This is a genomic window from Sulfitobacter sp. S190, assembly GCF_025141935.1.
Taxonomy (GTDB): domain Bacteria; phylum Pseudomonadota; class Alphaproteobacteria; order Rhodobacterales; family Rhodobacteraceae; genus Sulfitobacter.
Window position 1 is genome coordinate 20,940 of the sequence record NZ_CP081124.1, and the last position, 23,884, is coordinate 44,823.

Consider the following 23,884-nt stretch of genomic DNA (forward strand, 5'->3'; position numbering starts at 1 on the left):
ATCTGCGACAAGGGGAAATAATCGCGATACGCACCCGCGGATTCATGTTGCAATCAACCTGTTGCCCATTTTCCACCATTACGGGCATTTGCGCGCGAACTGGCCGTTTTTCGCCTATAGACCGTCTGGTGACATCGCGTCCCAGAACGCCCAGATCGCATCGGCGTTCAGGGCCGACATCCAGCCGTGGCGCTCGAAATCATCACGCGCGGCCGGATCGGCGATACGGCTGGCAAAGGCGCGGCGGTCGGCATCGCGCTGGGTGGGCGTGCGTGCCGCAACCAGATCACGTATCCGCGCCAGCCGCGCGGCCCGCGCCGTCTGCCCCGCACTCAGGTCCGGCGCCGCGTCTACCGGCGCCTCGAAATCATCGCGCAGCGCCGCCGTCAGATAGCCGACCGGATTTTGCACATCCCCCTGCCCCGCTACATACGAAAGCTTGCGCGCGACATATGTCTCGCCGTGCTCGGCCAGCCATTGCCGCGCCAGCCTGTCCGTCACCCCCAACGCCCGCAACCGCGCATAGACAGGGCTGTTGCGCACCCCTGCCCCGTCGTCGATGTTCAGGATCGCCAGTTGCGGATTTTCCTCGATCAGAAAACGGATGTCCGTCACCGACCGGCCGCGCTTGCGGATCTCGGGGCGGATCACGATGTTCGACGTCTTGTTCACCTCGGCCACCGCCGGTTTGATGATCTTGGCGTTGAGGTGCTTGTAGACCTCGTAATAGCTGCTGTCCGCCACCCCCATGAGCCGCCGGAACAGATCGAGGCTCCACCAACCGGTGCTCCCCGTGCGCACGAACCGGTAACAGTTTTCGTAAAGCGCCAGCGCATGGCCACTGGTAAACGCCCGCTGGATGTTGAGGTTGATCAGGGCAAACACCTTGGGGTCGCTCAGCTTGGCAGCCAGGGCAGGCGAATAGGCATATTCGCACACGCCCCCCTTCAGCTTGGCGTAGCTCAGCAAACTCGACACACCCCATTCCTGTTCGCCTTTCGCATCCAGCATGTCCCATTCGGCGACCGTCTCCGCCAGCCCGCGCAGCGATTGCTTGAGCGTGTCCATGTCATTGGAATTATACCCCACCATCAGGCACAGCGTGCGCGCGTCGATGGCGTGGGTCTGTTGGCTGGTCAGCGTGTCATAGGCATTCAGCAGCAGCACGTTCGACAGTTTGCGTTGCAGCAGGGTCAGCTTGCCCGAAACATGGATCGCCGCGACATGTTTCTTCACCGCATCGCGGCGCAACGATCCGGTCAGCGTGCTGCGGTCAATCTCCGGCCCCTTGGGCCTGCGGTCCACTTTGGTCATATCTGCCCCTGCTCGGCGCGCCCCGGATTCGGGGCTTTTATTTTTGCCATAGTATCGGCACAAAGGTTCCCGTAGGCAAGCACTCTTGAGGTACCTGAATACGGGACCGGGTGTCGCGTACTGCGGCACCGGAAAGGAACCAATTTACGGGATCGGCCCGCTGCCCCCCGACTCAGAAACCCCGAAAACAGGCTCTAACACGACATGAACCGCAGTATGGGCCCCTTCCTCACGCGAATCGGGCCCCTTTATCCCGCAAACAGGTCCCTTTCGTCCCGTGATTGGTGCCCCTTCGTCCCGCGTACGGGCACCCCGAAACATCTAACCCTCTGATTATGAGTAGGATTTATAACCCAAAGCTTCTAAAGCTGATAAAGATCTTACAACTATATGTCGTCGTTTGATCAATATTAGACTATGATGGGCGTATAGATTGCAGGTTCTCAATTCACATGCGCGAACCGATGTGCGAAAGATTACCGAACATCGCAATAAAAAACGAACATCACAGAGGTAATATGGCAAGCACAGGCAAGAGCGACACCCCGGCGTATTTCAACATTGACCCCGCCAAGGCCGCAGAAACACTTTCCGATCCTATAGACACCGCACGTTTTGCCAAGGCCGCAGCATTTGCTGCCCGAGGTCGGGACGATCTGGCCAAACGGGGCTATGCGCCGGACGGGCGCAAACGCCTGCGCAAATTCTCGACGTGGGAAGTCTGCCGCTACCTGCTGAACGTAGCCCCCGCCCATCTGCGCCGCGTGCTCAAGGGTCACCCCGATCTGCCGCAGGGAACGGGCGAAGGCAATTCGCGCTGGTTCACCCTCGATGACGTTTTGGTGCTGCGCGACCACTTCGCGACTGAAGGGGCCGCCAACCGCGAATACAAGTCGTGGCGCCCCGAAGGCTTGCCGGCCAAGGTCATCTCGGTCGCGAACTTCAAGGGCGGCGTGGGGAAGACCTCGACCGCCGCGCATCTGGCCATGTCCGCGGCACTCGACGGCTACAAGGTGCTGGTCATTGATCTCGACAGCCAAGGGTCCATGACATCCATCATGGGCGGCGACGTGCCCGATGAATGGTCCACCGCCTTCCCCCTTCTGGCCAAGGATTACGCGCGCCACGTGCAGGCCGAAAACGAGGTGCGGCGCGCCGCAGGGCACAACGAACTGCCGCTTGACGAAACATTAACCGAAAGCCTCGGGGTTTCGCCGCGAAACCTGATCCAGCCGACACATTGGCCCAACATCGATCTGATCGGTGCGCAACTGAACCTCTACTGGGCCGAATTTCAGGTGCCCGTCTGGCGTATGCAGGCCCGCAACTGGCCGCTCTGGGATGCGCTCACAAACGCGCTGGAGGACGAGAAGATCCTCGATGAATACGACATCATCCTGCTCGATACGCCCCCTGCCCTCGGCTACCTCACGATCAACGCACTGGCCGCGGCCGACATCCTCGTGGTGCCGCTGGGAGCCTCGTTTCTCGAGTTCGATTCAACGGGGCGTTTTTTCGATATGCTCTATTCCACCTTCGCCAGCATCGAGGATGGCGAGAATTCCGTCAGGCGGCGCGATGGTCTGCCGGAAATGAAGTTCGAATGGGACGCCGTGCGCGCGCTCATCACCCGCTTCGATGCCGGTCAGCAGACCGATTTGGCCAACGTGATTCAGGCCTATTTCGGGGATTTCATGGCCACCTACCGCCAAGAGATGACGGCGATGGTCGGGCAGGCTGGCGAACAGGTCAATGGTATCTATGAAGCCGACTACCGCGCTTTCAACCGTGATACCTACGTCCGTGGACGCGAGACGTTCGATCAGACATGGGCCGAAATCAAAACGGTTCTGCTGGGCACTTGGTGGCGCGATCAACAGATGGCGCAAGCCACGCAAGAGGAGGTTTAGATCATGGCAAAACGCAGAAAGCTCGAAGCTCCGAACGCCGATGATCTGGCGCGTATCGAAGAGGAGTTTCGCCGCGAAACCCCGGTGCGCGGCATGGGTGCACCCATAAGTCAGGTGGCCGCCGAAACGGCACAAGCGCTGACCCGCGAAGATCCCGCCATCCGCGCGAAACGGGCCCGCGACAGTGCGGACGCACAAAGCCTCAGAGCTGCCGAGGCGGAAGGCCGGTTGCTCATGGATCTCGCGCTCGAGGACATCGATACCGATGCGATGGTACGTGACCGGACGGTGCTTGAACCCGGTGCGATGGCCGAACTTCAGGCATCGATCGCGGCCACGGGGCTGCGCCTGCCGATCGAGGTTTTCGAGCTTTCGGGGCAGGGGGGTGATGGCCCCAAATACGGTCTTCTGTCAGGCTATCGCAGGCTGCGGGCGATGCAGGCGCTGCGGATCGAGCGGGGCGAAGGCTATGGGCGGATCAAGGCGATCTTGCGCAGCCCCGACGTGATGGGCGGTGCCTTTGCCGCGATGGTCGAAGAGAACGAGGTCCGCGCCAACCTGAGCCATTTCGAGCGGGGCCGCATCGCGGTCATCGCGGCGCAGCAAGGGGCTTTTGACAGCGTGGAGGGCGCCGTGAACGGGCTGTTTCCGGTGGCGTCCAAGGCCAAGCGGAGCAAGATCAGATCCTTCGCCGTCATCTTTGAGGAACTGGGTGATTTGCTGAGCTTCCCCGAGGCCCTGAAAGAGCGGGAAGGCCTGCGCATTGCGGCGGCCCTGCGGCAGGGTGCAGAACGTGATCTGCGCGCCGCGCTGGAGAGCGGGGCAGGGGGAGATCCCGCGTCTGAGTGGGCGGCGATGGAGCCGGTATTGGCCCGGTGCGAGGCACTGCCAAAAGACGGGGCAGGGAAGGGCGGGAGGCCCCGGACAAAGGCCCCGCAGCCGGGTTGGAAAGACGCGGAAACGCTGGTTCTTTCGAGTGGTATCACCCTGCGCAAAGCGCACGATTCAACCGGCTATACCATCCGTTTCGAAGGCAAGGGGCTGGACAGTGATCTGATGGATTCGGTCATGGCGGAGCTTCAATTCCTGCTCGAAAAGCCGGAGTGAGGTTTCGCCGCGAAACCTCGACTGATAAAAAAATCGTTTATTATCAGTAACTTAAAATATGAGTAGTCTCGGCGTCGCAAAAAGATGCGCCGCTGGCCGCCACAGTATTGCCCTTTCGGTTCATTGCTCGTGCCATAGTTGGACTGTCTCAAGGTGGGGATGAAGCCGGTGGTGGACCCCTATGAGCCGCGATGCATTTGAACAACGACTAAAGCGCCTGAAGGCGGCGGATGAGGCGCAGGAGACTGCGCAGGCAAAAGCGCCGACACCGCAGACAGGCCCGATCAGAAGCGCCAGAGCGCCGCGCAAGAAGCGGTCTTTGAGTGTGACGCATTTGAAGGTGCTGTTCGGCGCCATCGTGCTGGGGTTTACGGGATTGGTGATGGGGGGTGGCCTGTCGCCGGACGGGTTCAGCGTGGCGGAGCTGCGCCAAGAATTGATCGGTCCGGACACGGGCAAATCGCGCGAGAACCGCGAGGCCGTCGAGGCGGAACCGCGCTATCTCACGCTGCAGGGGTGGGCTTTCAACTCGCCGGGCGTGGCGAGCGCGGGGTTGCCGCCGCTGATGCTGGCCGACATCGCCACGGGGTTCGAAGATGCAACAGCGCAGACCCATCCGGCCAAGCTGACGCCGTTTACGCCCAACAGGGCCTGCACCCTGCGCCGCCCCCAGCCGGAAGAAGTGGTGCACAACGTCCGTCTGGAAACCGGAAATCTGCATACCCCGGTCCATGCCTTTTCGAATGCGGAATTGTCCGAGGCGCTGATTGATCAGGTCGAGGGCCTGATGTCGCGGACGAAGCGGCACTACAAGCTGGGCAGAATGGTCGACAGCCAGATGGCAATGGTCGACGTTTTCGTGACCGACACCAGCGCGCCCGTGTATCTGGTGTTGCAGGGTTTTCGGGCGCATACGATCTGGAACGTGCATGCGGCTCCGGGCGTGCAGATCGCGCATGTGGCAATGATCGGTGCACAATCGGCGGTGGCGGGGCTGACCGCGCCTGCGACGTTCGAAGCGATCCGGATTTCCGATTTCGTCACCGACTTTGAATATGGCGTCAACGAAGAGCCGCGCCCCTGTATGGTCGCACCGTATCTGCCGCCGCAAGCGGAGTGGACCACGATCGACGAGGCCCGCAGCGGCAACAAGCTGATGGAGAATTATCTGTATTCCCAGACCAACGGGGCGGAGGCCTACCGCCGCTGGTATCTGTCTGCGGTCGGGATTGAGCCGTCGACAAATATGGTGGCGGTCAAACACGCGGCCCACGTTCTGGTGGGGCCGCGGCCGACGGCGCCGCTGGCCTATGCCCCGCTGACCGGGCGGACCGCCTATATCACCAATGCCGACCGTTTTGCCGTGGGCGACACCCAGTTGCAGGCGATCCATCAATCGGTGCTGACCGCGGCGGCGGGCGGGGATTTGACCCGTCTGGTGCCCCCGCCGGTGCAAGGAGACCGGCCATGAAGTATCTCTATCCCCTGGTCGTTGCGGTGATCGTCGGATTGTCGGCCCTGTGGTACGTGCCCTCGATGATATGGGGGTATCAGGTGAGCATGGCCACGACCCGGGGATCAGACGTAAGCCCGGAGAGGTTTGCCGAACTGATAAAGGGGCCTGCGCCGGTGCGTTGGATCAGGGGCCGCAAGGAAATGCGGGCCTACTATGACATGGCGCAATTCAGCAAACGCCGCACAGTGCGGGTGCAATTCGAGCGCCGTTTCGACAGCCTGCTGGCCGAGGGCGAGGCCGCGCCTGACCCTGCGCTGCATCTGTTGTATGCCAAGGCGCGGGCCCCGCAGCTGCTGACGACGTTTTGTGCCGAACTGCTGGTGGGATATGCGTCAAGCTGTCTGGTGGGGGAGGCGGATGCACGGCTGCGCGACGGCGGGCGTGTCGATCTGTCCGGCAGTTTGCAGATCGTGCCCCGTTTTCACCCCGGCGCGGTGGCGGATGTCGAGAATGGCGAATTCATCAAGGTGTATGCCGATCTTGCGCTGAATGCTGCGCGGGAATTCACCCCCGAGACACGCGCGTTGATGTCGCGCCGCGCGGTGGCCCTGTGTGCCGCATTGCGCGCGGAGTTCGGCAATTGCGTGGTGGGCAACCTGCAACTGCGCACGCAGGGCAGGGGGCCGGATGCGGCGCGGACCTATACCATGCAAGCGTCGGCGCAATTGGTTGTATATGCCGATCGGATCCGTGTGGGGAAAGATGACGTGACCCAGGTTGTCGAGGACGGGCGGCGCATATTGGTCAGCTGGGCGCAGGCCCGTGGGCGGATGGCACATTTTGCAGATCTTGCAGCCCGCATTGCGCCATGGCGATCGACAGCTCACTTTTGAAGACCGACCAAAGCTGGTTCAGGCCCGCTTCGCCGCCCGCGGCCATGGCGAATTGCAACGACCGTCCGAAGAAGGTGAAATCGGCCCCCCGTGTGAGCGCACGCAGCACGTCTTCGCCCGAGCGCAGGCCGCTGTCATAGAAGAGCGGGAAATCGGGGCCGACGGCGGCGCGGATGTCGGGCAGCACGTCGATGGGGGCAGGGGCGCTTTCGAGCTGGCGTGCGCCGTGGCTGGAGACCTGAATGGCATCGACGCCGGCGCGCTGCAGCGCCTGTGCATCGCGCGCGTCCAGCACGCCCTTGACCACGAGATTGCCCGGCCACATATCGCGCAGCCGCGCCAGCGTGTCCCACGTGGCGCGTGCGCGGCTTTCGGTGCGGTCAAAGCTGTAGCCCGGCATGTCGAAGTTGGCCATTTGCGGTTTGCCCGCGGCCAGTGACGTCAGTGACCAGCGCGGGTGCAGGGCGAAGTCGATGAACTGGCGCGGTCCGATGCGGAAGGGCATCTTGAACCCGTGACGCAATTCGCGGGGCCGCCGGCCCACCTCAGGCACATCGACCGTGAGCACCAGCGTTTTGTACCCCGCGGAGCGGGCCCGTTCGACCAGCTTGAAGGTGCCGGTCCCGTCGCCCGAAAAATAGAGCTGGAACCACGCGTGGCCCTGCGCCACCTCGATGATCTTTTCCAGCGGGGTGGAGGCGACGGTGGAGACGCCGTGCGGGATGCTGTGACGGGCCGCAAGGCGCGCCAGCATGAGGTCCGCGCCGGGGGCCGAGAGATTGCACATGCCCATGGGCGCGATGCCGAACGGCATGTCGGCCGGTGCCCCGAAAAGGGTGGTGGCGAGGGACCGTTGGCTGACATCACGCAGGACGCGTGGCCGCAGCGTGATTGCGTCAAGCGCCGCCCGGGTGCGCGCGGCCCCGGTTTCCGCGCCCGCGGCCCCGTCGATGTAGTCGAATATCATCCACGGCAAGCGCCGTTTGGCCAGCCGCCGCGCGTCCATTGCGGAATGGATATGCGCAGCGGCGGCCATGGGTCAGGCCTGAACCGCTTTCATGAAGCGATCCTTGATGATGACCGGATCCATCGTGATCACCGGCATCTTGGCGTTGCCGCTGTCGCATTTGACGACCATCACGGTGGCCTTGCCGCCGTCGATCGCCTCTTGCAGGGCTTTGCCGGTGTCGACGTCCTGCACCTCGACCACGTTGTCGCAGCCCGCGGCACGGGCCATGGCCGCCAGATCGGTCTTCTTGCCCGTATAGGTGGGCTGATCGCCGGTGGAGCCGTAGGAGCCGTTGTCGATGATCATCAGGATGTAGTTGCCGGGGGCGTTGTTGCCGATGGTCGGCAGGGTGCCGAGGTTGGTCAGCACAGAGCCGTCACCGTCGATGGAGATGACCGTCTTGGGCTGCGCCAGCGCGAGGCCCAGACCGATGGAGGACGACAGACCCATGGTGCCCAGCATGTAGAAATTGGTGGGCTGGTCATCGATGGCGTGCAGTTCCTGGCTGGGGATGCCGATGTTGCAGACGATCAGCTGATCGCGCAGGATCGGGGCGATTTCTTTGAGAATTTCGGAACGGATCATTGGTCGCCGTAGCCTCCCCAGAAGTTGGCGTCGGTCAGGATGGCGACCGGCTTGTTGCACATGAAGGTGTATTTGAGGATGTTGTCGAATTCCTCGACATCGCTTTGCCAGTGGAAGTGGTAGGTGGGGATGTTCAGCTGCGCCAGAAGCGCCTTGGTGTGAACGGCCATTTCGACCTGGCAGGCGACGGGTTCGCGCAGTTCGCCGCGGTAGGAGATGATCATCGGCAGCGGCATGCGGTAGTACTGTGTCAGCGTCGCCAGCGTGTTGATGGTCACGCCGATGGCGGTGTTCTGCATGATGATCGCGGGACGTTTGCCGCCCATGAACGCGCCCGCGCACAGGCCCATGCCTTCGTCTTCCTTGTTGGACGGGATGTGGAAGATCTCTTCCCGTGCGTCGATTTCATCGATCACACCGGCCAGCTGTTTGCAGGGCACGGTGGTCACAAAGGAAACGTCGTTCGCAACAAGATCATCCGTGATCTTCTTGTCGATATTCATGTCTTTTCTGCCTTTCGGGTTGGTGCGCGCGGACGCGCGGATGCGGGAATTCAGCTGCTTCGGTAGACGTGCACCGCGCAGGGCGCGTGGCGCACGACGCGGGCGGCCGTGGAACCCAGCAGATAGTCGCTGAGCCCGGGTTTATGGGAACCGATCACGATACAGTCGATACCGTGGTCCGTCGCATGGTCGATGATGGTGCGGTAGGTGTGGCCCTTGACGATAAGCGCCGACAACTGCGGATGTGCGGCGGTTTTTTCGTGCAGGCGTTCCTTGGCGCGTTTGAAGCCTTCCTCGATCATTTCGTCGTCGAGATACGCACGCACGGAGCCTTGTGGGGCCTCGTAGACGTGCAGCGCCGTGATCTGCCCGCCGTCACCGGCGAGTGCGGTTGCCACGGCAAGCGTGTGCTCCGACAGATCATGATCGAGTGCCATGGGTACGAGAATTCTGCTGTACATTGCGCTGTCCTTTCAGGCCCAGGGGTCCAGAATGATTTTCGGTGCCGCCACCCGTCCTGCCCGCAGGTCCTGAAAGGCGGCGAAGCCGTCGGACAGGGGGCGCGTTTCGGTCCAGTCCAGCGGACCCAGACGGCCATCGAAGATGGCGGCGGCGGTATCGCGGAAGTCCTGCGCGGTGTAGGTGTAGGTGCCGATGAAGGTGATTTCTTGCAGGGTCATGCGCCGTATGTCCAGCCCGCCGGTATCCTCGCCCAATCCGACATGCGCGATGACGCCGCCGGGCAGGGCCTGTGCCGATGCGGTCGCGCGGGTTGCGCCGTATCCGACCGCGTCGATGATCAGCGGGTAGCTGTCGGCGACCTCGGCGGTGGTCCGCTGGCCGCAGCGGTCGGTGAGGAACGCGCGGCGGGCATCGTTGGGCTCCGCGATGGTGACGTCCTCGATGCCCATTGCGCGCAACGCCAGTGCGGCGGCAAGCCCGATGGCCCCGCCGCCGATGACCAGCGCGCGTTTTTCCATCGACGGGTGAAGGGCCTCGAGCGCCAGACGCGCGGCGTGCCAGCTGACCGCCAGCGGTTCGGCCAGCGATGCCTTTGCCGCGCTGACACCATCGGGGACGGTGACCAGATTGCTGTCGGGCATGGTGATGAACTGCGCAAACGCCCCTTCGCGCGGCGGCATGGAGATGATTTGACGGGTCGGGCAGAGGTTTTCCCGCCCCGACCTGCAGGCCGCACAGGTGCCGCAGGTGACAAGCGGGTTGACGGTGACGCGGGTGCCGTCGCGCGGCCCGCCCTGGATCGTGCCTGCCGCTTCGTGGCCGAGGATCAGCGGGGCAGGGCGGCGTGCGTCGTGGCCCAGATAGGCGTGCATGTCCGACCCGCAGATGCCCACCGCATCGACCCGGATCAGGTGGTCGTCGGTGCCTGCCACGGCATCCGCCACATCGCGGAAGCCCAAAGTTTCGACGCCGTCGTAAACGAGGGCTTTCATTTCGCGGTAAACCCCCCGTCGACCATCAGGACCTGCCCCGTCACATAGGATGATGCGTCCGAGCACAGGAACAGGATCGGCCCGTCCATATCGCCAAGCGTGCCGTTGCGCCCCATGCAAGTTTGTGCCGCATTGCGTGCGGCGCGGTCGGCATCGTCGAAGACGGCCGCCGTCAGTTCGGTGGGAAAGAACCCCGGCCCGATGGCATTGGCGGTGATCCCGTGGGGCGACCATGCTTCGGCCATCGCGCGGGTCAGCTGGGCGATGCCTGCCTTTGTCGCGCCGTATGCGATGCCGCCGGGAAAGGCGCGCGTGGTTTGCAGCGACGCGAAGTTCACGATGCGGCCCCAGCCCTTGGCCTTCATGGCGGGCACGAGGGTCTGGCTGAGGAAAAAGGGGGCCGTGAGGTTGAGCGCCAGCGTCTGGTCCCAGCCCTCGGGCGTGACGTCATCGGCGGGTTCGCGGGTGTTGATGCCCGCGGCGTGGACCACGATGTCGGGCGCCCCGAAGGGCGCGGCAAGCGCCTGCGCCAGATCGGCGGTGGCGCTGCGGTCCGCCACGTCAGCGGTGACGGCGGCGGCGGTATCCGCGCCGATGTCGGAGACGAGCGCCTCCAGCGCGTCGGCGCGGCGCGCCACGCCCACCACGCGCGCCCCGGCGCCCGCAAGCGCCAGTGCCGCCTGGCGGCCCAGACCGGAACTGGCACCGGTGACACAGGCCACCTTGCCACTCAGGTCAAACAGGGCAGCCGGATGTGCCATCAGCCTTCGGCCGACAGATCGAAGTTTTCGCCGGGGAAGTATTTCGCCAGCCGCACGTCGGCCGCGCGCGCGTGGCCTTCCATGCCTTCGAGCCGCGAAATGCGGGCCGTCGCCTCGGCCACGGCCTTGGAGCCGTCGCGGGTGGCGCGCTGCCACGTGACGATTTTCATGTATTTGTGCACCGACAGCCCGCCGGTATAGCTGGCCGCACCGGAGGTGGGCAGCACGTGGTTGGTGCCTGTTGCCTTGTCCCCGTAGGACACGGTGGTTTCTTCGCCCAGAAACAGCGAGCCGTAGCAGGTGAGCCGGTTGAGCCACCAGTCGAGGTCTTCGGCCTGTACGGTGAGGTGTTCGGGTGCGTATTCGTCCGAACAGGCGGCCATGTCTTCGCGGTCCTTGCACACGATCACTTCGGCGTAGTCACGCCATGCGGCGAAGGCGTTGTCGCGGTTGAGCTGGGGCAGATCCTCGATCATGCCGGGCACCAGTTCCATGACCTTTTCGGCGAGTGCCCGGTCGTCGGTGACCAGCCAGACCGGCGAATTGTAGCCGTGTTCGGCCTGGCTGACCAAATCGGTGGCCACGATATGCGCGTCGGCGTCCTTGTCGGCGAGCACGAGGCTGTCGGTGGGCCCCGCGATCATGTCGATGCCCACGCGGCCGAAGAGGATGCGTTTGGCTTCGGCGACGAACTGGTTGCCCGGGCCCACGAGGATGTTGGCCTTGGGCAGACCGAAAAGTCCGAAGGTCATCGCGGCCACGCCCTGCACGCCGCCCATCGCCATGATCTTGTCCGCGCCGCAGATGTGCGCGGCATAGACGATCGCGGGATTGACGCCTTCGTCGGGGCGGGGGGGCGAGCAGGCGGTGATGTGTTCGCAGCCCGCCACCTTGGCGGTTGTCACGGTCATGATTGCGCTGGCGATGTGGCTATAGCGTCCGCCGGGCACATAGCAGCCCGCGGCATCCACCGGAATCGCCTTTTGACCCGCCACGAACCCCGGCGCGATTTCCATCTCGACGTCTTCCACGGTGCTTTTTTGCAATTCGGCAAAGCGTTTGACGTTGTCGTGGGCGAAGCGGATATCGGCCTTGAGCTTTTCGGGCACGCGGGCGATTGCGGCGTCGATTTCATCCTGCGTGAGCAAGACATTGCCCTCGTAGCGGTCGAATTTCTTGGCGTATTCCATCGCCTTGGCATCGCCGCCCGCTTCGATGTCCGACAGGATGTTCTTGACGGTCTCGTGGGTTTCGGAGGCATCCGACTTGGCGGTCAGGGTGGCTTTTTTCAGGTAGTCGCGGGTCATGGAGGATAATCCTACTTGTAGATGTCCGGCAGGAGAGTTGTTGAAATGGCGGGCACGTAAGCGATCAGAAGAACGACGATGAACATGCAGAGTACGAAGGGCACCGCACGCGCGGCAATCTTCAGAATGGACTCACCTGTAATGCCAGATACGACAAAGAGGTTGAGACCGAGCGGTGGCGTGATGAAGCCGACCCCCAATGCGGTGATCATCATGATGCAGAACTGGATTTCGTTCATGCCGATGTTGTCAGCCAGAGGTTTGAGGATGGGCGCGAGGATGACGATGTTGGGCGTGGTTTCCATCACACAGCCCGCCGCGATCAGGATGCCGATCATCAGCAGGATCAGCAGCCACGGCTCGTCCGTCATGGCGGTGACCGAGGTCACGAAGCCTTGCGGCACACCCATGATGGCCAAGGCTTCGGCCAGTGGCGCGGAAAAGGCGATGATGGGCAGGATGACCCCGTTGACCTTGGCCGAGCTGAGCAACATCGCGGGGAAGTCCGCAAAGCTGAGCGTGCGCAGGATAAAGCCCATGATGATGGTGACGACAACGGCGGTGGCACCCGCTTCGGTGGGCGTGAGCCGGCCCGAGAAGATACCGTAGAAAATGATGCCGGGCACGATGAATGCGTACCAGCCCGATTTGAGCGCCTTGGCGAGGTTTGCTCCCCATTCGCCCAGTGTCATCTGGCCACCGCCTTCGTAGACGTAGATGCGGTTGACGATCAGGTTGGTGATCAGGATGGCCAGCAGGATCGCCAGACCGGGGATCAGGGCGGCCAAAAACAGCGTCGAGGCGGATATGCCCAGCACGAGGCCGATGATGATATAGGCGATCGACGGCGGGATCAGGATGCCGGTACAGGCCCCCGCGGCCACCAGCGCACAGGCATAGGGTCGCGGGTAGCCCGATTCCACCAGCCGGGCGATGGTCATGCGCCCCACGGCGGCAGCGCCCGCCGCATCAGAGCCGGAAATCGCCGCGAACATGCCGCAGACCAGGACCGTGGCAGACCCGAAGCCGCCCTTGGTAAAGCAGGTCAGCGCCTCGGCCACGTCGAGGAATTTTCGACTGAGCCCGGTGCGCACCAGCACGTCGCCCGTCAGGATGAACAGCGGCACAGCGGTAAGGGCGAAGGCGTCGATGCCCGCAAACAGGCTTTCGCCCACGAGGCTCAGTGGCAGATCGCCCGACATGAACAACATCACGATTGCGGAGACACCGATGGCGGCCCAGACCGGCACGGCCAGACCGATGAGTGCGACGAACATGATCACCGGCAGGTAAAAGTCCCAGCCCAGCTCGACCGTTTGACTGACTTGGTTCCAAAGCATCTGTCAGCCCCTCAATCGAACAATGTATCGCCTTCGTAGACGGGTTGTCCCGTCCGAAGGCTGTGAAAATCGCGGCGCAGCGATTGCAGCAGGCGCCAGATGATAAGTGCGAAACCCGTCGGGACGGCCATCAGGAACCAGACCTTCGAGATGCGCAGCCCGTCGGTGACGGAGCCGAATTTTGCGGAGACATGAACCGCCTCGTAGGACCAGTAGAGGGCGATGACGGCGACGAACATCATCACCAGATCGCCGAAGATATAGAGCAGCGCCTTGGGGCGCGGTCCGAGGTAGTGCATGATCACGTCGATGCGGATGTGGGCGCGTTCCTTGACCGCGGCGGCGGCCCCGATCCACGCGAGGTAGATGAAGGAGTAGCGCACGATCTCTTCGCCCCAGATCGACGAGTAGGAAAAGATTTCACGCCTGAGCACTTCGACGGCCATCGTGATCACGAGCATCACGTAGAATGTCAAAAGCAGCCAGCGTTCGGCATCGCGGTCAAGGCGGCGCAGCATCTTCATCATGTTCCTCATCTGTTGGCCATAGCCGTACCGGCACGCCGGGGCGTGGAGGTATCAGGCGGGGCTGTCGGAAACGGGGGGTGACGGGCGCCCGTGCGGGGGCACCCGTCTGTTGGTTCAGGCGTCGTGCACGAAGTATTTGCCTTGCGTGCCGGCGGCTTCTTCCATCTTGGCGAAGGCGTCCATTGAGCCTGCCAGTTCGGTTTTGAAGCTGTCCCATTCGGAGCGCTGGTAGCCGCCTGCCTCTTTCCATTCGCCCAGCTGGTCATCGCTGAGGCTGTGGAATTCGACGCCTGCCTTGGCCAGTTCCGCCATCGCGTAGGCCCGCGCGGAGGGCACTTTGCTCAGGTTCTGGTGGGCGGTCATTTCAGAGCCCCACATGATGCCTTCCTGAATGTCGGCGGGCATCGAGTTGAACCATTCGAGGTTGCACGAATAGACTTGGCTGTCCGGCACCGCTTGCGTGAAGGTCACGTGGCTGAGGATGTCCTTGAAGCCGAAGACATAGAGCGCGCCCACGGAGGGGTCGAGCGCGTCGGCCACGCCCTGTTTGATCGCGGAGGGTGTTTCGCCCCAGGCCACCGGTGTCGGGTTTGCGCCGACCATGCGGTAGTACTGCTGCAGCATCTTGGAGCCCGGCACGCGGAACTTGACCCCGCCCAGATCGGAGGGCGAGAGCACCGCACCGGCACCGCCTTTGCGCACGGCAACGACGCGGGGGTCGATGTTGACGTAGAACAGCGCCTTAAACCCGTTTTCCTCGACCTTGGGCTCTACGTTGCCTTTCCAGAAATCGGAATTCACGAGGTTGGTGAAGCGTTGGTTCGAACCGCACAGATACGGCATGTTGATCAGGTCAACCGTGGACGCGAAGGGTGCGAAGTTCGACAGGGAGTGTTGTGCCGCCTGAATGGTGCCGCCCTGAACCTTCTGCACGAGGTTGCCGCCGGATCCCAGCTGGCCACCGGGGGCCAGTTTCACATAGACCTTGCCGTTGGTGGCGTTCTGGATGTTTTCCTTCAGGTCCAGCTGCATGATGGGATAGCTGCGCGAGGCACCCAGCACGTAGGCGGTGCCGATGGTCATCACGTGCTCGGCCGCTTTTTCGCGGTCGCGCTCTTCGTTGGCGGTTTGTGCGGCCGCTTCGCTGGACCACAAGAGCCCGCTGGCCCCGGCGACCATCGCGGCGGTAAACCCGCCCGTGCCCATCAGTTTGAGAAAATTCCGGCGCTCGGCCGACGCAATGTCCTTGCGATCTTGATCCATCTTGGTTCCTCCCGTTGAGACTTAGCTGCCGTTCTTGTTTTTTCGGTCAGCTTCTTTTTGCAATATCGCGACGACAAAAAGGATCGACGCGGCAAAGAGAACCAGCATTTCGCCGACATCACCCAGAAATGCGTTCCTGAAAAATGCACCCAACGCGACATTCGTAAAATACACGATGAAGACGATCAAAGAGGCATAAAGAAACATCGCGGGCCTTTCAGCAGCTGATTCTTCGATTACTGTAAGCGCTTGCATTGCGTTCGTGCAAGCGCTTACATTTTCCCACGCGCCTTTTTTATTTTGCTGAATTGAGATATTGCAAAACCGATGGATCAGACCCCGCAGAAAATACTGGCGACGCCTGCCGTGCCCACGCTCGATGATGTGGCGCGCAAGGCCGGTGTGTCGACGGCGACTGTGTCGCGGTGCCTGAACACCGCCGACAAGGTGTCCCAGAAGACGCGGTCGCGGGTCATGGCGGCGGTGGAGGCGTTGGGCTACACGCCCAATTTCGGGGCCCGCGCGATGGCCGCACGCCGCACCTTCACCATCGGTGCGATCATTCCGACGATGGAGAACGCGATTTTTGCGCGCGGTTTGCAGGCCTTTCAGGAAGAGCTGCACACAAAGGGGTATACGCTTCTGGTGTCGAGTACGTCCTACCGGCCCGATATCGAGGCGGAGCAGATCCGCTCGCTCGTGTCGCGCGGGGCGGACGGGTTGTTGTTGATCGGCTATGACAGGGATGCGGCGATTTTCGATTACCTGCAGCGCCGTGCCGTGCCGACGCTGGTGGCGTGGGCGTTCGATCCCGACAATCCGCAACCGTCCATCGGCTTTGATAACCGTGCCTCCATGCAGGAGCTGACGGCGACGGTTCTGGGCATGGGTCACCGCGATGTCGCCGTGATTTCGGGCATTGTCGAAGGCAACGACCGTGCGCGCCAGCGTTTGGCAGGCATACGGGCGGGCCTGCGGGCAGGGGGGATCGACCCCGATCAGGTGCCGGTCATCGAGACCCCCTACGAGATCGAAAACGGCGCGAATGCCTTTGGCCAGTTGATGGCTGCGCCGCACCGCCCCACGGTGGTGATGTGCGGCAATGACGTGCTGGCCGTGGGCGCGATCCAGCGCGCGCATGAGATGGGACTACGGGTGCCGCAGGACGTGTCGATCACCGGTTTCGATGACATAGAGCTGGCGCGGATCGTGTCGCCGCAATTGACCACCGTGCACGTGCCGCACCGCACGATGGGCACGCGCGCCGCGCAGGAGCTGATCCGCATGGTCGAGAAGGAAAGCACCGGCACATCGGTGCAGCTGGACAGTGCGCTGCGGATGCGCGGGTCTTTGCGGGCGCTGGATGCGGGTGCGTCAGGCTAGGATCGCGTCCCACGTGGATTGGCGGCTGGCGGAGAACACCTCGATATGGCCGATGGCGTCGAGCCCGAAGGCGGAAGGCTTCAGGGTCAGTTGTTGGCGCGGCGTGTCGCCGTAGTGCGTCATCAGGCGCCACACGGCCGCAGGCGGAACCAGCGCGTCATCGGCGATGGCCACGAATTTGACCCGGCAGCCCAGTGGTTCCGCGTTGGGTGGGGGCAGGGTTTTGCCGATGTCGATTGCGTAGGATCCACGTGTGGTGCACCACCGCCGCCATTGCCTGTACACGCCGGCGGGCAAATCCGCACCCAGCCCCATCAACCGACCCGGCACCATGCCTTTCGCCGCAACGATGCCGCGCACCGGCCATGACCAGAACGTGCGCGCCAGCGCCTGATAGGGCCACGGGTGGTCGGCCGCGTGGACCGCACCGCTGCCCACGGTGATGACCCGCGCGACGCGTGACAGACCGGTTTGCAGCGGCAGGCACATGCCGCCCAGCGAGTGACCGATGATCCATTGGGGCAATTCCCCGAACTGCGCCTGCGCGAAGGCCCGTGCCGATTGGCCATCCGTCACTGCCCAGTCACCGAGCGTCGCGTCGGACCGGTGCGTCGGGCCCGCCGAAGATGCGCCGAAGTCGCGGTAATCATAGGTCAGGCACGCGACGGTGTGCTTGCGCACCAACCAGTCTGCGAAGGCGGAGTAGTACCGCGCCCGCACACCGACGGCAGGGCTGAGCACGACAATCGCGCGGGGGGTGGTGCGTGGTTCGAATACTGTGCCGGTCAGGGTCCGGTCGACCGACGCAAAGGTGACGGGGCGCTGTTGGACATCGGCATCGGCTGTGGTGGCGGAGGGCATGGCGTTCCTGACTAGACTGATTGGTCTAGCCTTTTGACTAGACCAGTCAGTCCAATCCTGTCAAACCTTATTTATGGCTTCCTCGACCAAAGACCGGCTGACTGTGACTGCCGCCCGCTTGTTTCAGGAAAAGGGGTTCAACGGCGTGGGTTTGACCGAAATCCTCACGGCCACCGGGGTGCCGAAGGGATCGCTTTACCATCATTTTCCGGGCGGCAAACCCGATCTCGCACTTGAGGCGGCCGAGCTTGCCCACCGCGAAACCCTGCGCATCATCGATGACGCATTCGGGTCGGCGGCGGACTTCGAGGCGGGGGCGGCGACGCTGTTTTACAAGCTGGCAAAGCTGTTTGATCTGATGGGCAAGACCGCCGGGTGTCCGATCTCGCAAATTCTGTTCGACGGGGCTGAGGATGCGACGTTTCGCACCGCGACAGCGCGGTATTTCGAGACGTGGATGGCGACGATCGCGGCGCATGCGGAGCGGTTGGGCGTGGACGGCGCGGTTGCCGATGCGCAGGCGAAGCGGCTGTTTCTGACGCTGCAGGGGGCGTGGACCCTCGCGCGGGCCACGGGCCGGTCGGATACGTTGCGCGAGGTGCCGGCGCTGTTGTTTGCGGCGCCGCGGTAGCCCCCTGCGCGCCATTGCGCCTATTGGCTTTGCCCGTGCGGCGGGGCGCGTGCGATTCCTTGAAATCAATCGGTTCGTGCAAATGCAATGATGGTCCCGGTGCCCAAATCACAGGCGCTTTTCGCTTAATGGGGCAGGTGAGTCATGTGCCGCATTGTAGAACGTCAGGGCCGGTGCCAAGGTGGTGCGGCCTTAACCCAGATTTCGAAGGATTATTGACATGATGAGACTTTCGACCACTGCATTATTTCTGATCACCGCGACGCACCTGGCCGCCGAGGACGCGCGCCAGCTGGACGCGCATGAACACGGGGTCGGGCAATTGAATATCGCCTTCGACGACGGGCAAATCGCGATGGAGCTGCAGGCGCCGGGCGCCGATATCGTTGGGTTCGAATATGCCGCCCAATCCGCGGATGATCGTGCCAAGGTGGATGCGGCGGTTGCCGCGCTGGCCCGCCCTCTGGATCTGTTTGTCCTGCCTCGGGCCGCAGGATGCAGCGTGGTACAGGCGGCGGCGTCGCTCAACAGCGAGGACCTGCATGATGAACATGACGAGGAAGATCACGCCGGGCACGATCACGCCCATGACCACGAAGAAGAGAAGCACGCAGAGCACGCCGAGGAGGAACATGACCACGAGGCGCACGCCGAGGCCGCCGGTCATACGGAGTTTCATGCGGAATATCTGTTGGCCTGTGCCGATCCTGCGCAGGCGACCTTGATCGAATTTGCCTATTTCGACCGGTTCGCCGGGGCGCAGGAGCTCGAGGTGCAGATCATTTCGGATCAGGGGGCCACGGCCTTCGAGGTGATGCGCACGGCGCCAACGCTCGATCTGCGCGATATGTTCTGATTGTGCAGACGGACCCCGCGATCCTGAAGCTGAAGCACGTCCGCTACCGGTGGCCGGGGCGGTCGTCGTTCGCGCTGGAGGTGCCGGATTTCGGTGTGGCGCCGTCCGAGAGCGTACTGCTTCTGGGCGAAAGCGGGTCGGGCAAGTCGACGCTGCTGTCGCTCGTGTGCGGGACCATTGCGCCCGATGCGGGGTCGGTCGCGGTGGCGGGCACGGATATCGCGACGCTGTCGGCGGGCGCGCGCGACAGGTTTCGTGCGGAACGGATCGGGCTGATTTTCCAGCAGTTCAACCTGCTGCCCTATGCCAGTGTGCGCGACAATATCCTGCTGCCGCTGCGCTTTGCGCCAAAGCGGCGGGCGCGGGTTGCCGATCCTCAGGATGCGGTGCGCGCGCTGTGCCGTGATCTGGGGCTGCCGGCCGATACGGTCACGGCCCCTGCGGGCACATTGAGTGTCGGGCAACAGCAGCGGGTCGCCGCGGCGCGCGCGTTGATCGGGGGGCCGCCGCTGATCATCGCGGACGAACCGACATCGGCGCTGGATGCCGCGACGCAGGCGACGTTTCTCAAACTGCTGTTCGATCAGGCCGCAACCTGTGGCAGCACCCTGTTGATGGTGAGCCACGACGCCCGGCTGGCACCGCATTTTGACCGGGTGGTGCAGATGTCCGACATTGCGCGGGCAGGGCAGGTGGCATGATCTTTCGACTGGCCTGGGGATCGTTGATGGCGCGGGCGCTGACGGTGGCGATGACGACGCTGGCAATCGCGCTGTCCGTTGCGTTGTTTCTGGGGGTCGAAAAGGTCCGCACGGGCGCAAAGGCGAGCTTTGCCGACACGATTTCGGGGACCGATCTGATCGTGGGCGCGCGCTCCGGGTCTGTGCAACTGCTGCTCTATTCCGTGTTTCGCATCGGCAATGCCACCAACAATCTGACATGGGAAAGCTACGGCGATATTGCCGCGCGGCCCGAAGTCGACTGGATCGTGCCGATTTCGCTGGGCGACAGCCACCGACAGTTTCGGGTCATGGGCACCACCGCGGCGTTTTTCGAACGCTACAAATACCGCGCCGGACAGTCGCTGGCAGTGGCGGAAGGCGCGGTGCTGGACGATCTGTTCGATGCGGTCATCGGGGCCGATGTGGCGGCGACGCTGGGCTATGAGGTCGATGATCCGATTGTGGTGTCCCACGGGCTCGCGTCTTTTGTCGCCCATGAGAACCAGCCCTTTCGCGTGGCTGGCGTGCTGGAGAAAACCGGTACGCCCGTCGACCGTACGGTGATCGTGAGCCTTGAAGCGATCGAGGCGATCCACGTCGATTGGCAAAGTGGCGCGCAAATCCCCGGGCAGGTGACGTCGCCCGAGGACATCCGCAAAATGGCGCTGGAGCCGCAGGCCGTCACGGCAGCACTGGTCGGGGTGAAAAGCCGCTTGCAGGTCTTTGCGTTGCAACGCGCCATCAACGAATATCCCGCAGAGCCCTTGCTGGCGATCCTGCCGGGCGTGGCGCTTCAGGAGCTTTGGCAGATCGTGGGCATTGCGGAAACCGCGCTGATCGCGGTGTCGGGGATGGTCGTGGTGACCGCATTGATCGGCATGATGGCGACGATATTTTCCAGCCTCAGTGAAAGACGCCGCGAAATGGCGATTTTCCGTGCCATGGGGGCCCGCCCGCGTGTGATCGTGAGCCTGCTGGTGCTGGAGGCCGTGATGATGGCGGCGATTGGTGCGGTGGTCGGACTGGTCCTGCTGTATCTTGGCCTGTGGGTGGCGCAGCCGATGATCGATGCGGCGTTCGGGCTATGGTTGCCGATCGAGCCGCCGACCCTGCGCGAGGTCTGGGTGCTGGCAGGCGTGGTGGCCGCTGGCGCGATTGTGAGTCTTGTGCCCGCACTCCGTGCCTACCGGATGTCGCTTGCAGATGGTATGATGGTGAGGATTTGAACATGATGGGAGAAGCCGCATGAACATGTCACGCAGAATGATGGTGTCGAGCGCCTTTGCCGGTGCGGTGATGCCCCGCACGGCGTTTGCCGCGGCACCGCGCCAGATCGGGTGGGAAGATCTGATCCCCAAGGGCGTGCCCTACGGTGAAATCATCGGACCCGGAGAGATCGACGAGGCCAACGACAGGTGGTTGCCCGAATTCGATGCAAACGCCAAGAAGCTCAACAAGGCGCTGCATGGCGCCTATATCAAGATGCCCGGCTATGTGCTGCCGCTCGATATGTCGAGCGGGGGTGTGACCAGCTTTATCATGGTGCCCTATGTGGGTGCCTGCATTCACACGCCACCGCCCCCGGCCAATCAACTGGTGTTCGTCGATACAAAGGCGCCGTGGCCGAGCGACCAGATGTGGGATCCGGTATGGGTCACCGGCATCATGCGCCACGAGATGCAATCGACCAGCATCGCCGAAATCGGATACGCGATGACGGCCGAGAAAATAGAGGTGTACGAGTGGTAAAGCGCGGACCCGGCAGGCGCGCGGTTCTGGCCGGTCTGGGCGCGCTTTCGCTTGCGCCCCGTGCGGCGGTGGCCAAGGAATACATTGATCTGAACTGGACGGATCTGCTGCCCGAAGGGCAGCCCGCGATGCCCCCTGCCTTGCAGGAACTGTTGCAGCATGACGGCCCCGGCCTGTCGAGCCAGCAGCCCCCGTCGCAGGGCGTGCGGGTCGATTGGAACGGCGAAATCGTGCGCCTTCCGGGATACATCGTGCCGATAGATTATTCCGGATCGGGCGTTACCGCGTTCATCCTTGTGCCGTTTGTGGGGGCCTGTGTGCATGTGCCCCCGCCCCCCGCCAACCAGCTGGTGTTTGTCACCACTTCGGAGCCATACGAGAGTTCGGGTCTGTTTGAGGCAATCAACGTGATCGGCATGTTTGGCACGTCTTCCATGTCGACGCAGTTGGCCGATATCGCCTATGCCCTGTCGGCAGACCGGATTGAGCCGTTCTAGGCCGATCCGTCAAAGTCCGCTGGCGCGATCCCTGGTGGTTTGCTAGCCCATGACCATGATCCGGACCGCCGCCCAAGTCTGCCAGAAACTCATGATCGCTGTGGCGGTGATGGCTGTTGTGCTGCTTGGCTTTGCCCACCGTTCCGGTAAGCAGACCCTGTCGCCCGAGCTTGCCGATTATGTGGCGGCGGGTGGCGCGATTTCCGATATTTGCGGATTGACCGGTGGCGATGGCATGGCGGTTCCGGTGGACTGCGAAGCCTGCCGCATCGGTGACGCGGCGCATCTGGTCGGGGTCTGTTACGCATCACCGCCCCGGCTGGCAGCACAGACCTTTGTGTTGCGCAGCATCGGCAAACGTATCGCCCACAGCCGCGCGCTCGATCCTGCGCGGCTGGTGCGCGCACCGCCCCGAGCCTGATTGCACAAAGAATCCCTTTTTGCATTCGTCCGCCCCGTGCTGTGGCGGACCTTCAGGCTTGGAGCCAGTTTCCGGCGGAGAAATGGGATGCGGTGCCGCTGTCGGACGATACGCACGCCAGCATGAACCACGACCGCCGCGAGGTGCCCTGGGCGCTGGAGCAGACCCCGATGCCCGCGTCCGGCAGTGACGCTGGCGTGGTCGGTGTGACCGGGCCGGTGACATTGGGTAGTGTCGATGCTCTGGCTAGAACCATCGGGTTCGACGCCCGGTACCAGCTGAACCTGCCGTTGGGGCCCACGGGTGTCTGGACGCTGAGCCGCGATTCGATGAGCACCGACAGCACGGCGCCGACCACCGACCGGACCGTCCATGTTGATCAGTACACCGGCAAGATACTCGCCGATGTGCGCCATACGGATTATTCGCTGGCGGGCAAGGCGATGGCAGTGGGGATCGCGCTGCATATGGGTACGCTGGGACTTTGGAGCGTGCTTGCCAACACGGTGATGTGCCTTGCTGTCCTGTTTCTTTGCGCCAGTTCGCTGGTTCTGTGGTGGAAGCGGCGACCGAGCAAGGCGGGCCGTTTGGTGGCGCCCCCCATGCCCCGCGAACTGCCGTTGTGGCAAGGCGCGGTGCTGGTCGGTCTGGGCGTGTCGATGGCCTTTCCCATGGCAGGGATCGCGTTGCTGGTCGTTCTCGCACTCGACACGCTTGTCCTGTCACGCCTGCCCAAAGTGCGGCAAAGCCTGACGTAAAGCGCGCAGTGGCGTGGCGGCATGATCGCCACGCCACTGTATTTGACGAACGCGGTCCGGTGTGATGGCGGGTCCGGGTTTGTCCGACAAGACCGACAAGCCGGTGCGACTGGTAGTGGTCAGCCCGCTCTATCGCGCGCGTATCCGCCTTGATGCTGCTCTCTATCTGGCGGCTACAGAGCGCTCACATTGACACCTTCTGCCGGATGATTGATCCTTCATGTGGTACTAGCCCCTTTGTTGTGAGCTTCCTGTTTGGAATTGTTCAGTGAGGATATGGCCATCAATCTAACCGGTCCGATCATCTGCATCCTGATTGGGTTTGTGATATTTGCCGTTGCGTGGCTTTCGGGTCATGGACCGCCGGATCACAACATCGGGCGCGGTATTGCCAATAGCATCATGCGGCAGGGTTTTGCGATTGTCGGTGGCTTTATCTCGATTTGCGGCGTCGCGTGGCTCTTGATCCGCTGGTTGGACCGATCATCAGAATAAGCACCTGTCGATCTGGGCTTTTCCAAACTGGCTGACGCGCGCGCGCACCTAAGCTTATGTGTTCAACGTGCCACTTGGGTTG

The 23,884-nt window shown here is 63.0% G+C and carries 26 protein-coding genes and 1 pseudogene; 14 read left to right on the plus strand and 13 right to left on the minus strand.

The window, feature by feature from the left end; genetic code table 11:
• Window positions 1-114: 114 nt before the first annotated feature.
• Complete coding sequence (locus K3756_RS18805; protein ID WP_259994322.1) at window positions 115-1,314, minus strand: replication initiation protein; 1,200 nt, start codon at window positions 1,312-1,314, stop codon at window positions 115-117.
• A gap of 518 nt (window positions 1,315-1,832) precedes the next feature.
• On the opposite strand from K3756_RS18805, the gene K3756_RS18810 reads away from it, so the two are divergent.
• The 4 genes from K3756_RS18810 to K3756_RS18825 all read left to right on the plus strand — a co-directional run bounded on the left by K3756_RS18810 (window position 1,833) and on the right by K3756_RS18825 (window position 6,680).
• Window positions 1,833-3,224 (plus strand): AAA family ATPase, encoded by a 1,392-nt coding sequence (locus tag K3756_RS18810; protein WP_259994323.1) that lies wholly within the window; start codon window positions 1,833-1,835, stop codon window positions 3,222-3,224.
• Between the two features lie 3 nt (window positions 3,225-3,227).
• Window positions 3,228-4,331 carry a ParB/RepB/Spo0J family partition protein gene (locus K3756_RS18815; RefSeq protein WP_259994324.1) on the plus strand — a complete coding sequence of 368 codons (1,104 nt, stop codon included), beginning with the start codon at window positions 3,228-3,230 and terminating at the stop codon, window positions 4,329-4,331.
• A 181-nt stretch (window positions 4,332-4,512) separates the two neighbouring features.
• Window positions 4,513-5,802 (plus strand): hypothetical protein, encoded by a 1,290-nt coding sequence (locus K3756_RS18820; protein WP_259994325.1) that lies wholly within the window; start codon window positions 4,513-4,515, stop codon window positions 5,800-5,802.
• On the plus strand, window positions 5,799-6,680 hold the full coding sequence (locus K3756_RS18825; RefSeq protein WP_259994326.1) for a hypothetical protein: 882 nt from the start codon (window positions 5,799-5,801) through the stop codon (window positions 6,678-6,680). Before K3756_RS18820 ends, K3756_RS18825 begins: the two co-directional genes overlap by 4 nt.
• Here the strand turns inward: K3756_RS18825 and K3756_RS18830 are convergent.
• The 11 genes from K3756_RS18830 to K3756_RS18880 all read right to left on the minus strand — a co-directional run bounded on the left by K3756_RS18830 (window position 6,592) and on the right by K3756_RS18880 (window position 15,636).
• Window positions 6,592-7,716: an alpha-hydroxy acid oxidase gene (locus tag K3756_RS18830; protein ID WP_259994327.1), complete on the minus strand. Its 1,125-nt coding sequence runs from the start codon at window positions 7,714-7,716 to the stop codon at window positions 6,592-6,594. The two genes, K3756_RS18825 and K3756_RS18830, sit on opposite strands and share 89 nt — an antisense overlap.
• Window positions 7,717-7,719: 3 nt before the next feature.
• Complete coding sequence (gene comE / locus K3756_RS18835) at window positions 7,720-8,274, minus strand: sulfopyruvate decarboxylase subunit beta (RefSeq protein ID WP_259994332.1); 555 nt, start codon at window positions 8,272-8,274, stop codon at window positions 7,720-7,722.
• Window positions 8,271-8,777: a sulfopyruvate decarboxylase subunit alpha gene (locus K3756_RS18840; protein WP_259994334.1), complete on the minus strand. Its 507-nt coding sequence runs from the start codon at window positions 8,775-8,777 to the stop codon at window positions 8,271-8,273. Before K3756_RS18840 ends, comE begins: the two co-directional genes overlap by 4 nt.
• Before the next feature lie 50 nt (window positions 8,778-8,827).
• Window positions 8,828-9,238, minus strand: coding sequence for a universal stress protein (locus K3756_RS18845; RefSeq protein WP_259994335.1), 411 nt, complete (start codon window positions 9,236-9,238; stop codon window positions 8,828-8,830).
• Between the two features lie 12 nt (window positions 9,239-9,250).
• Window positions 9,251-10,231: an alcohol dehydrogenase catalytic domain-containing protein gene (locus tag K3756_RS18850; protein WP_259994337.1), complete on the minus strand. Its 981-nt coding sequence runs from the start codon at window positions 10,229-10,231 to the stop codon at window positions 9,251-9,253.
• Complete coding sequence (locus K3756_RS18855; protein ID WP_259994339.1) at window positions 10,228-10,992, minus strand: SDR family NAD(P)-dependent oxidoreductase; 765 nt, start codon at window positions 10,990-10,992, stop codon at window positions 10,228-10,230. The genes K3756_RS18850 and K3756_RS18855 overlap by 4 nt, the downstream gene beginning before the upstream one ends.
• The gene (gene hisD / locus K3756_RS18860) at window positions 10,992-12,299 is read right to left on the minus strand and encodes a histidinol dehydrogenase (RefSeq protein ID WP_259994341.1); all 1,308 of its coding nucleotides are present in this window, start codon (window positions 12,297-12,299) and stop codon (window positions 10,992-10,994) included. Before hisD ends, K3756_RS18855 begins: the two co-directional genes overlap by 1 nt.
• Window positions 12,300-12,310: 11 nt before the next feature.
• Complete coding sequence (locus K3756_RS18865; RefSeq protein ID WP_259994344.1) at window positions 12,311-13,639, minus strand: TRAP transporter large permease; 1,329 nt, start codon at window positions 13,637-13,639, stop codon at window positions 12,311-12,313.
• A gap of 11 nt (window positions 13,640-13,650) precedes the next feature.
• On the minus strand, window positions 13,651-14,163 hold the full coding sequence (locus tag K3756_RS18870; RefSeq protein WP_259994354.1) for a TRAP transporter small permease: 513 nt from the start codon (window positions 14,161-14,163) through the stop codon (window positions 13,651-13,653).
• A gap of 117 nt (window positions 14,164-14,280) precedes the next feature.
• On the minus strand, window positions 14,281-15,429 hold the full coding sequence (locus K3756_RS18875) for a TRAP transporter substrate-binding protein (protein ID WP_259994346.1): 1,149 nt from the start codon (window positions 15,427-15,429) through the stop codon (window positions 14,281-14,283).
• A gap of 21 nt (window positions 15,430-15,450) precedes the next feature.
• Entirely contained in the window at window positions 15,451-15,636 is a 186-nt protein-coding gene (locus tag K3756_RS18880; RefSeq protein WP_259994356.1) for a hypothetical protein, read from the minus strand.
• A 120-nt stretch (window positions 15,637-15,756) separates the two neighbouring features.
• Here K3756_RS18880 and K3756_RS18885 point away from each other — a divergent pair, with 120 nt between their 5' ends.
• On the plus strand, window positions 15,757-16,812 hold the full coding sequence (locus K3756_RS18885; protein WP_259994348.1) for a LacI family DNA-binding transcriptional regulator: 1,056 nt from the start codon (window positions 15,757-15,759) through the stop codon (window positions 16,810-16,812).
• On the opposite strand, the gene K3756_RS18890 is transcribed toward K3756_RS18885, so the two are convergent.
• Entirely contained in the window at window positions 16,804-17,673 is an 870-nt protein-coding gene (locus K3756_RS18890) for a serine aminopeptidase domain-containing protein (RefSeq protein ID WP_259994350.1), read from the minus strand. The two genes, K3756_RS18885 and K3756_RS18890, sit on opposite strands and share 9 nt — an antisense overlap.
• A gap of 103 nt (window positions 17,674-17,776) precedes the next feature.
• On the opposite strand from K3756_RS18890, the gene K3756_RS18895 reads away from it, so the two are divergent.
• The 9 genes and pseudogenes from K3756_RS18895 (at window position 17,777) to K3756_RS18935 (ending at window position 23,802) form a co-directional block, all read left to right on the plus strand.
• The gene (locus K3756_RS18895; RefSeq protein ID WP_259994352.1) at window positions 17,777-18,304 is read left to right on the plus strand and encodes a TetR/AcrR family transcriptional regulator; all 528 of its coding nucleotides are present in this window, start codon (window positions 17,777-17,779) and stop codon (window positions 18,302-18,304) included.
• Between the two features lie 220 nt (window positions 18,305-18,524).
• Window positions 18,525-19,160 (plus strand): DUF2796 domain-containing protein, encoded by a 636-nt coding sequence (locus tag K3756_RS18900; protein ID WP_311201719.1) that lies wholly within the window; start codon window positions 18,525-18,527, stop codon window positions 19,158-19,160.
• Window positions 19,161-19,162: 2 nt separating this feature from the next.
• A complete protein-coding gene (locus K3756_RS18905) occupies window positions 19,163-19,861 on the plus strand; it encodes an ABC transporter ATP-binding protein (RefSeq protein WP_259994237.1) in 699 nt (232 codons plus the stop codon).
• On the plus strand, window positions 19,858-21,108 hold the full coding sequence (locus K3756_RS18910; protein ID WP_259994239.1) for an ABC transporter permease: 1,251 nt from the start codon (window positions 19,858-19,860) through the stop codon (window positions 21,106-21,108). The genes K3756_RS18905 and K3756_RS18910 overlap by 4 nt, the downstream gene beginning before the upstream one ends.
• Window positions 21,109-21,127: 19 nt before the next feature.
• Window positions 21,128-21,631, plus strand: a complete 504-nt coding sequence (locus K3756_RS18915) for a DUF3299 domain-containing protein (RefSeq protein ID WP_259994241.1) — start codon at window positions 21,128-21,130, stop codon at window positions 21,629-21,631.
• Window positions 21,625-22,128 (plus strand): DUF3299 domain-containing protein, encoded by a 504-nt coding sequence (locus K3756_RS18920; protein ID WP_259994244.1) that lies wholly within the window; start codon window positions 21,625-21,627, stop codon window positions 22,126-22,128. The genes K3756_RS18915 and K3756_RS18920 overlap by 7 nt, the downstream gene beginning before the upstream one ends.
• A gap of 49 nt (window positions 22,129-22,177) precedes the next feature.
• The gene (locus K3756_RS18925) at window positions 22,178-22,549 is read left to right on the plus strand and encodes a hypothetical protein (RefSeq protein WP_259994246.1); all 372 of its coding nucleotides are present in this window, start codon (window positions 22,178-22,180) and stop codon (window positions 22,547-22,549) included.
• Window positions 22,550-22,599: 50 nt separating this feature from the next.
• A pseudogene (locus K3756_RS18930) lies at window positions 22,600-23,307 on the plus strand (PepSY domain-containing protein); the annotation flags it as partial.
• 276 nt (window positions 23,308-23,583) lie between these two features.
• Window positions 23,584-23,802 (plus strand): hypothetical protein, encoded by a 219-nt coding sequence (locus K3756_RS18935; RefSeq protein WP_259994247.1) that lies wholly within the window; start codon window positions 23,584-23,586, stop codon window positions 23,800-23,802.
• Window positions 23,803-23,884: the final 82 nt, after the last annotated feature.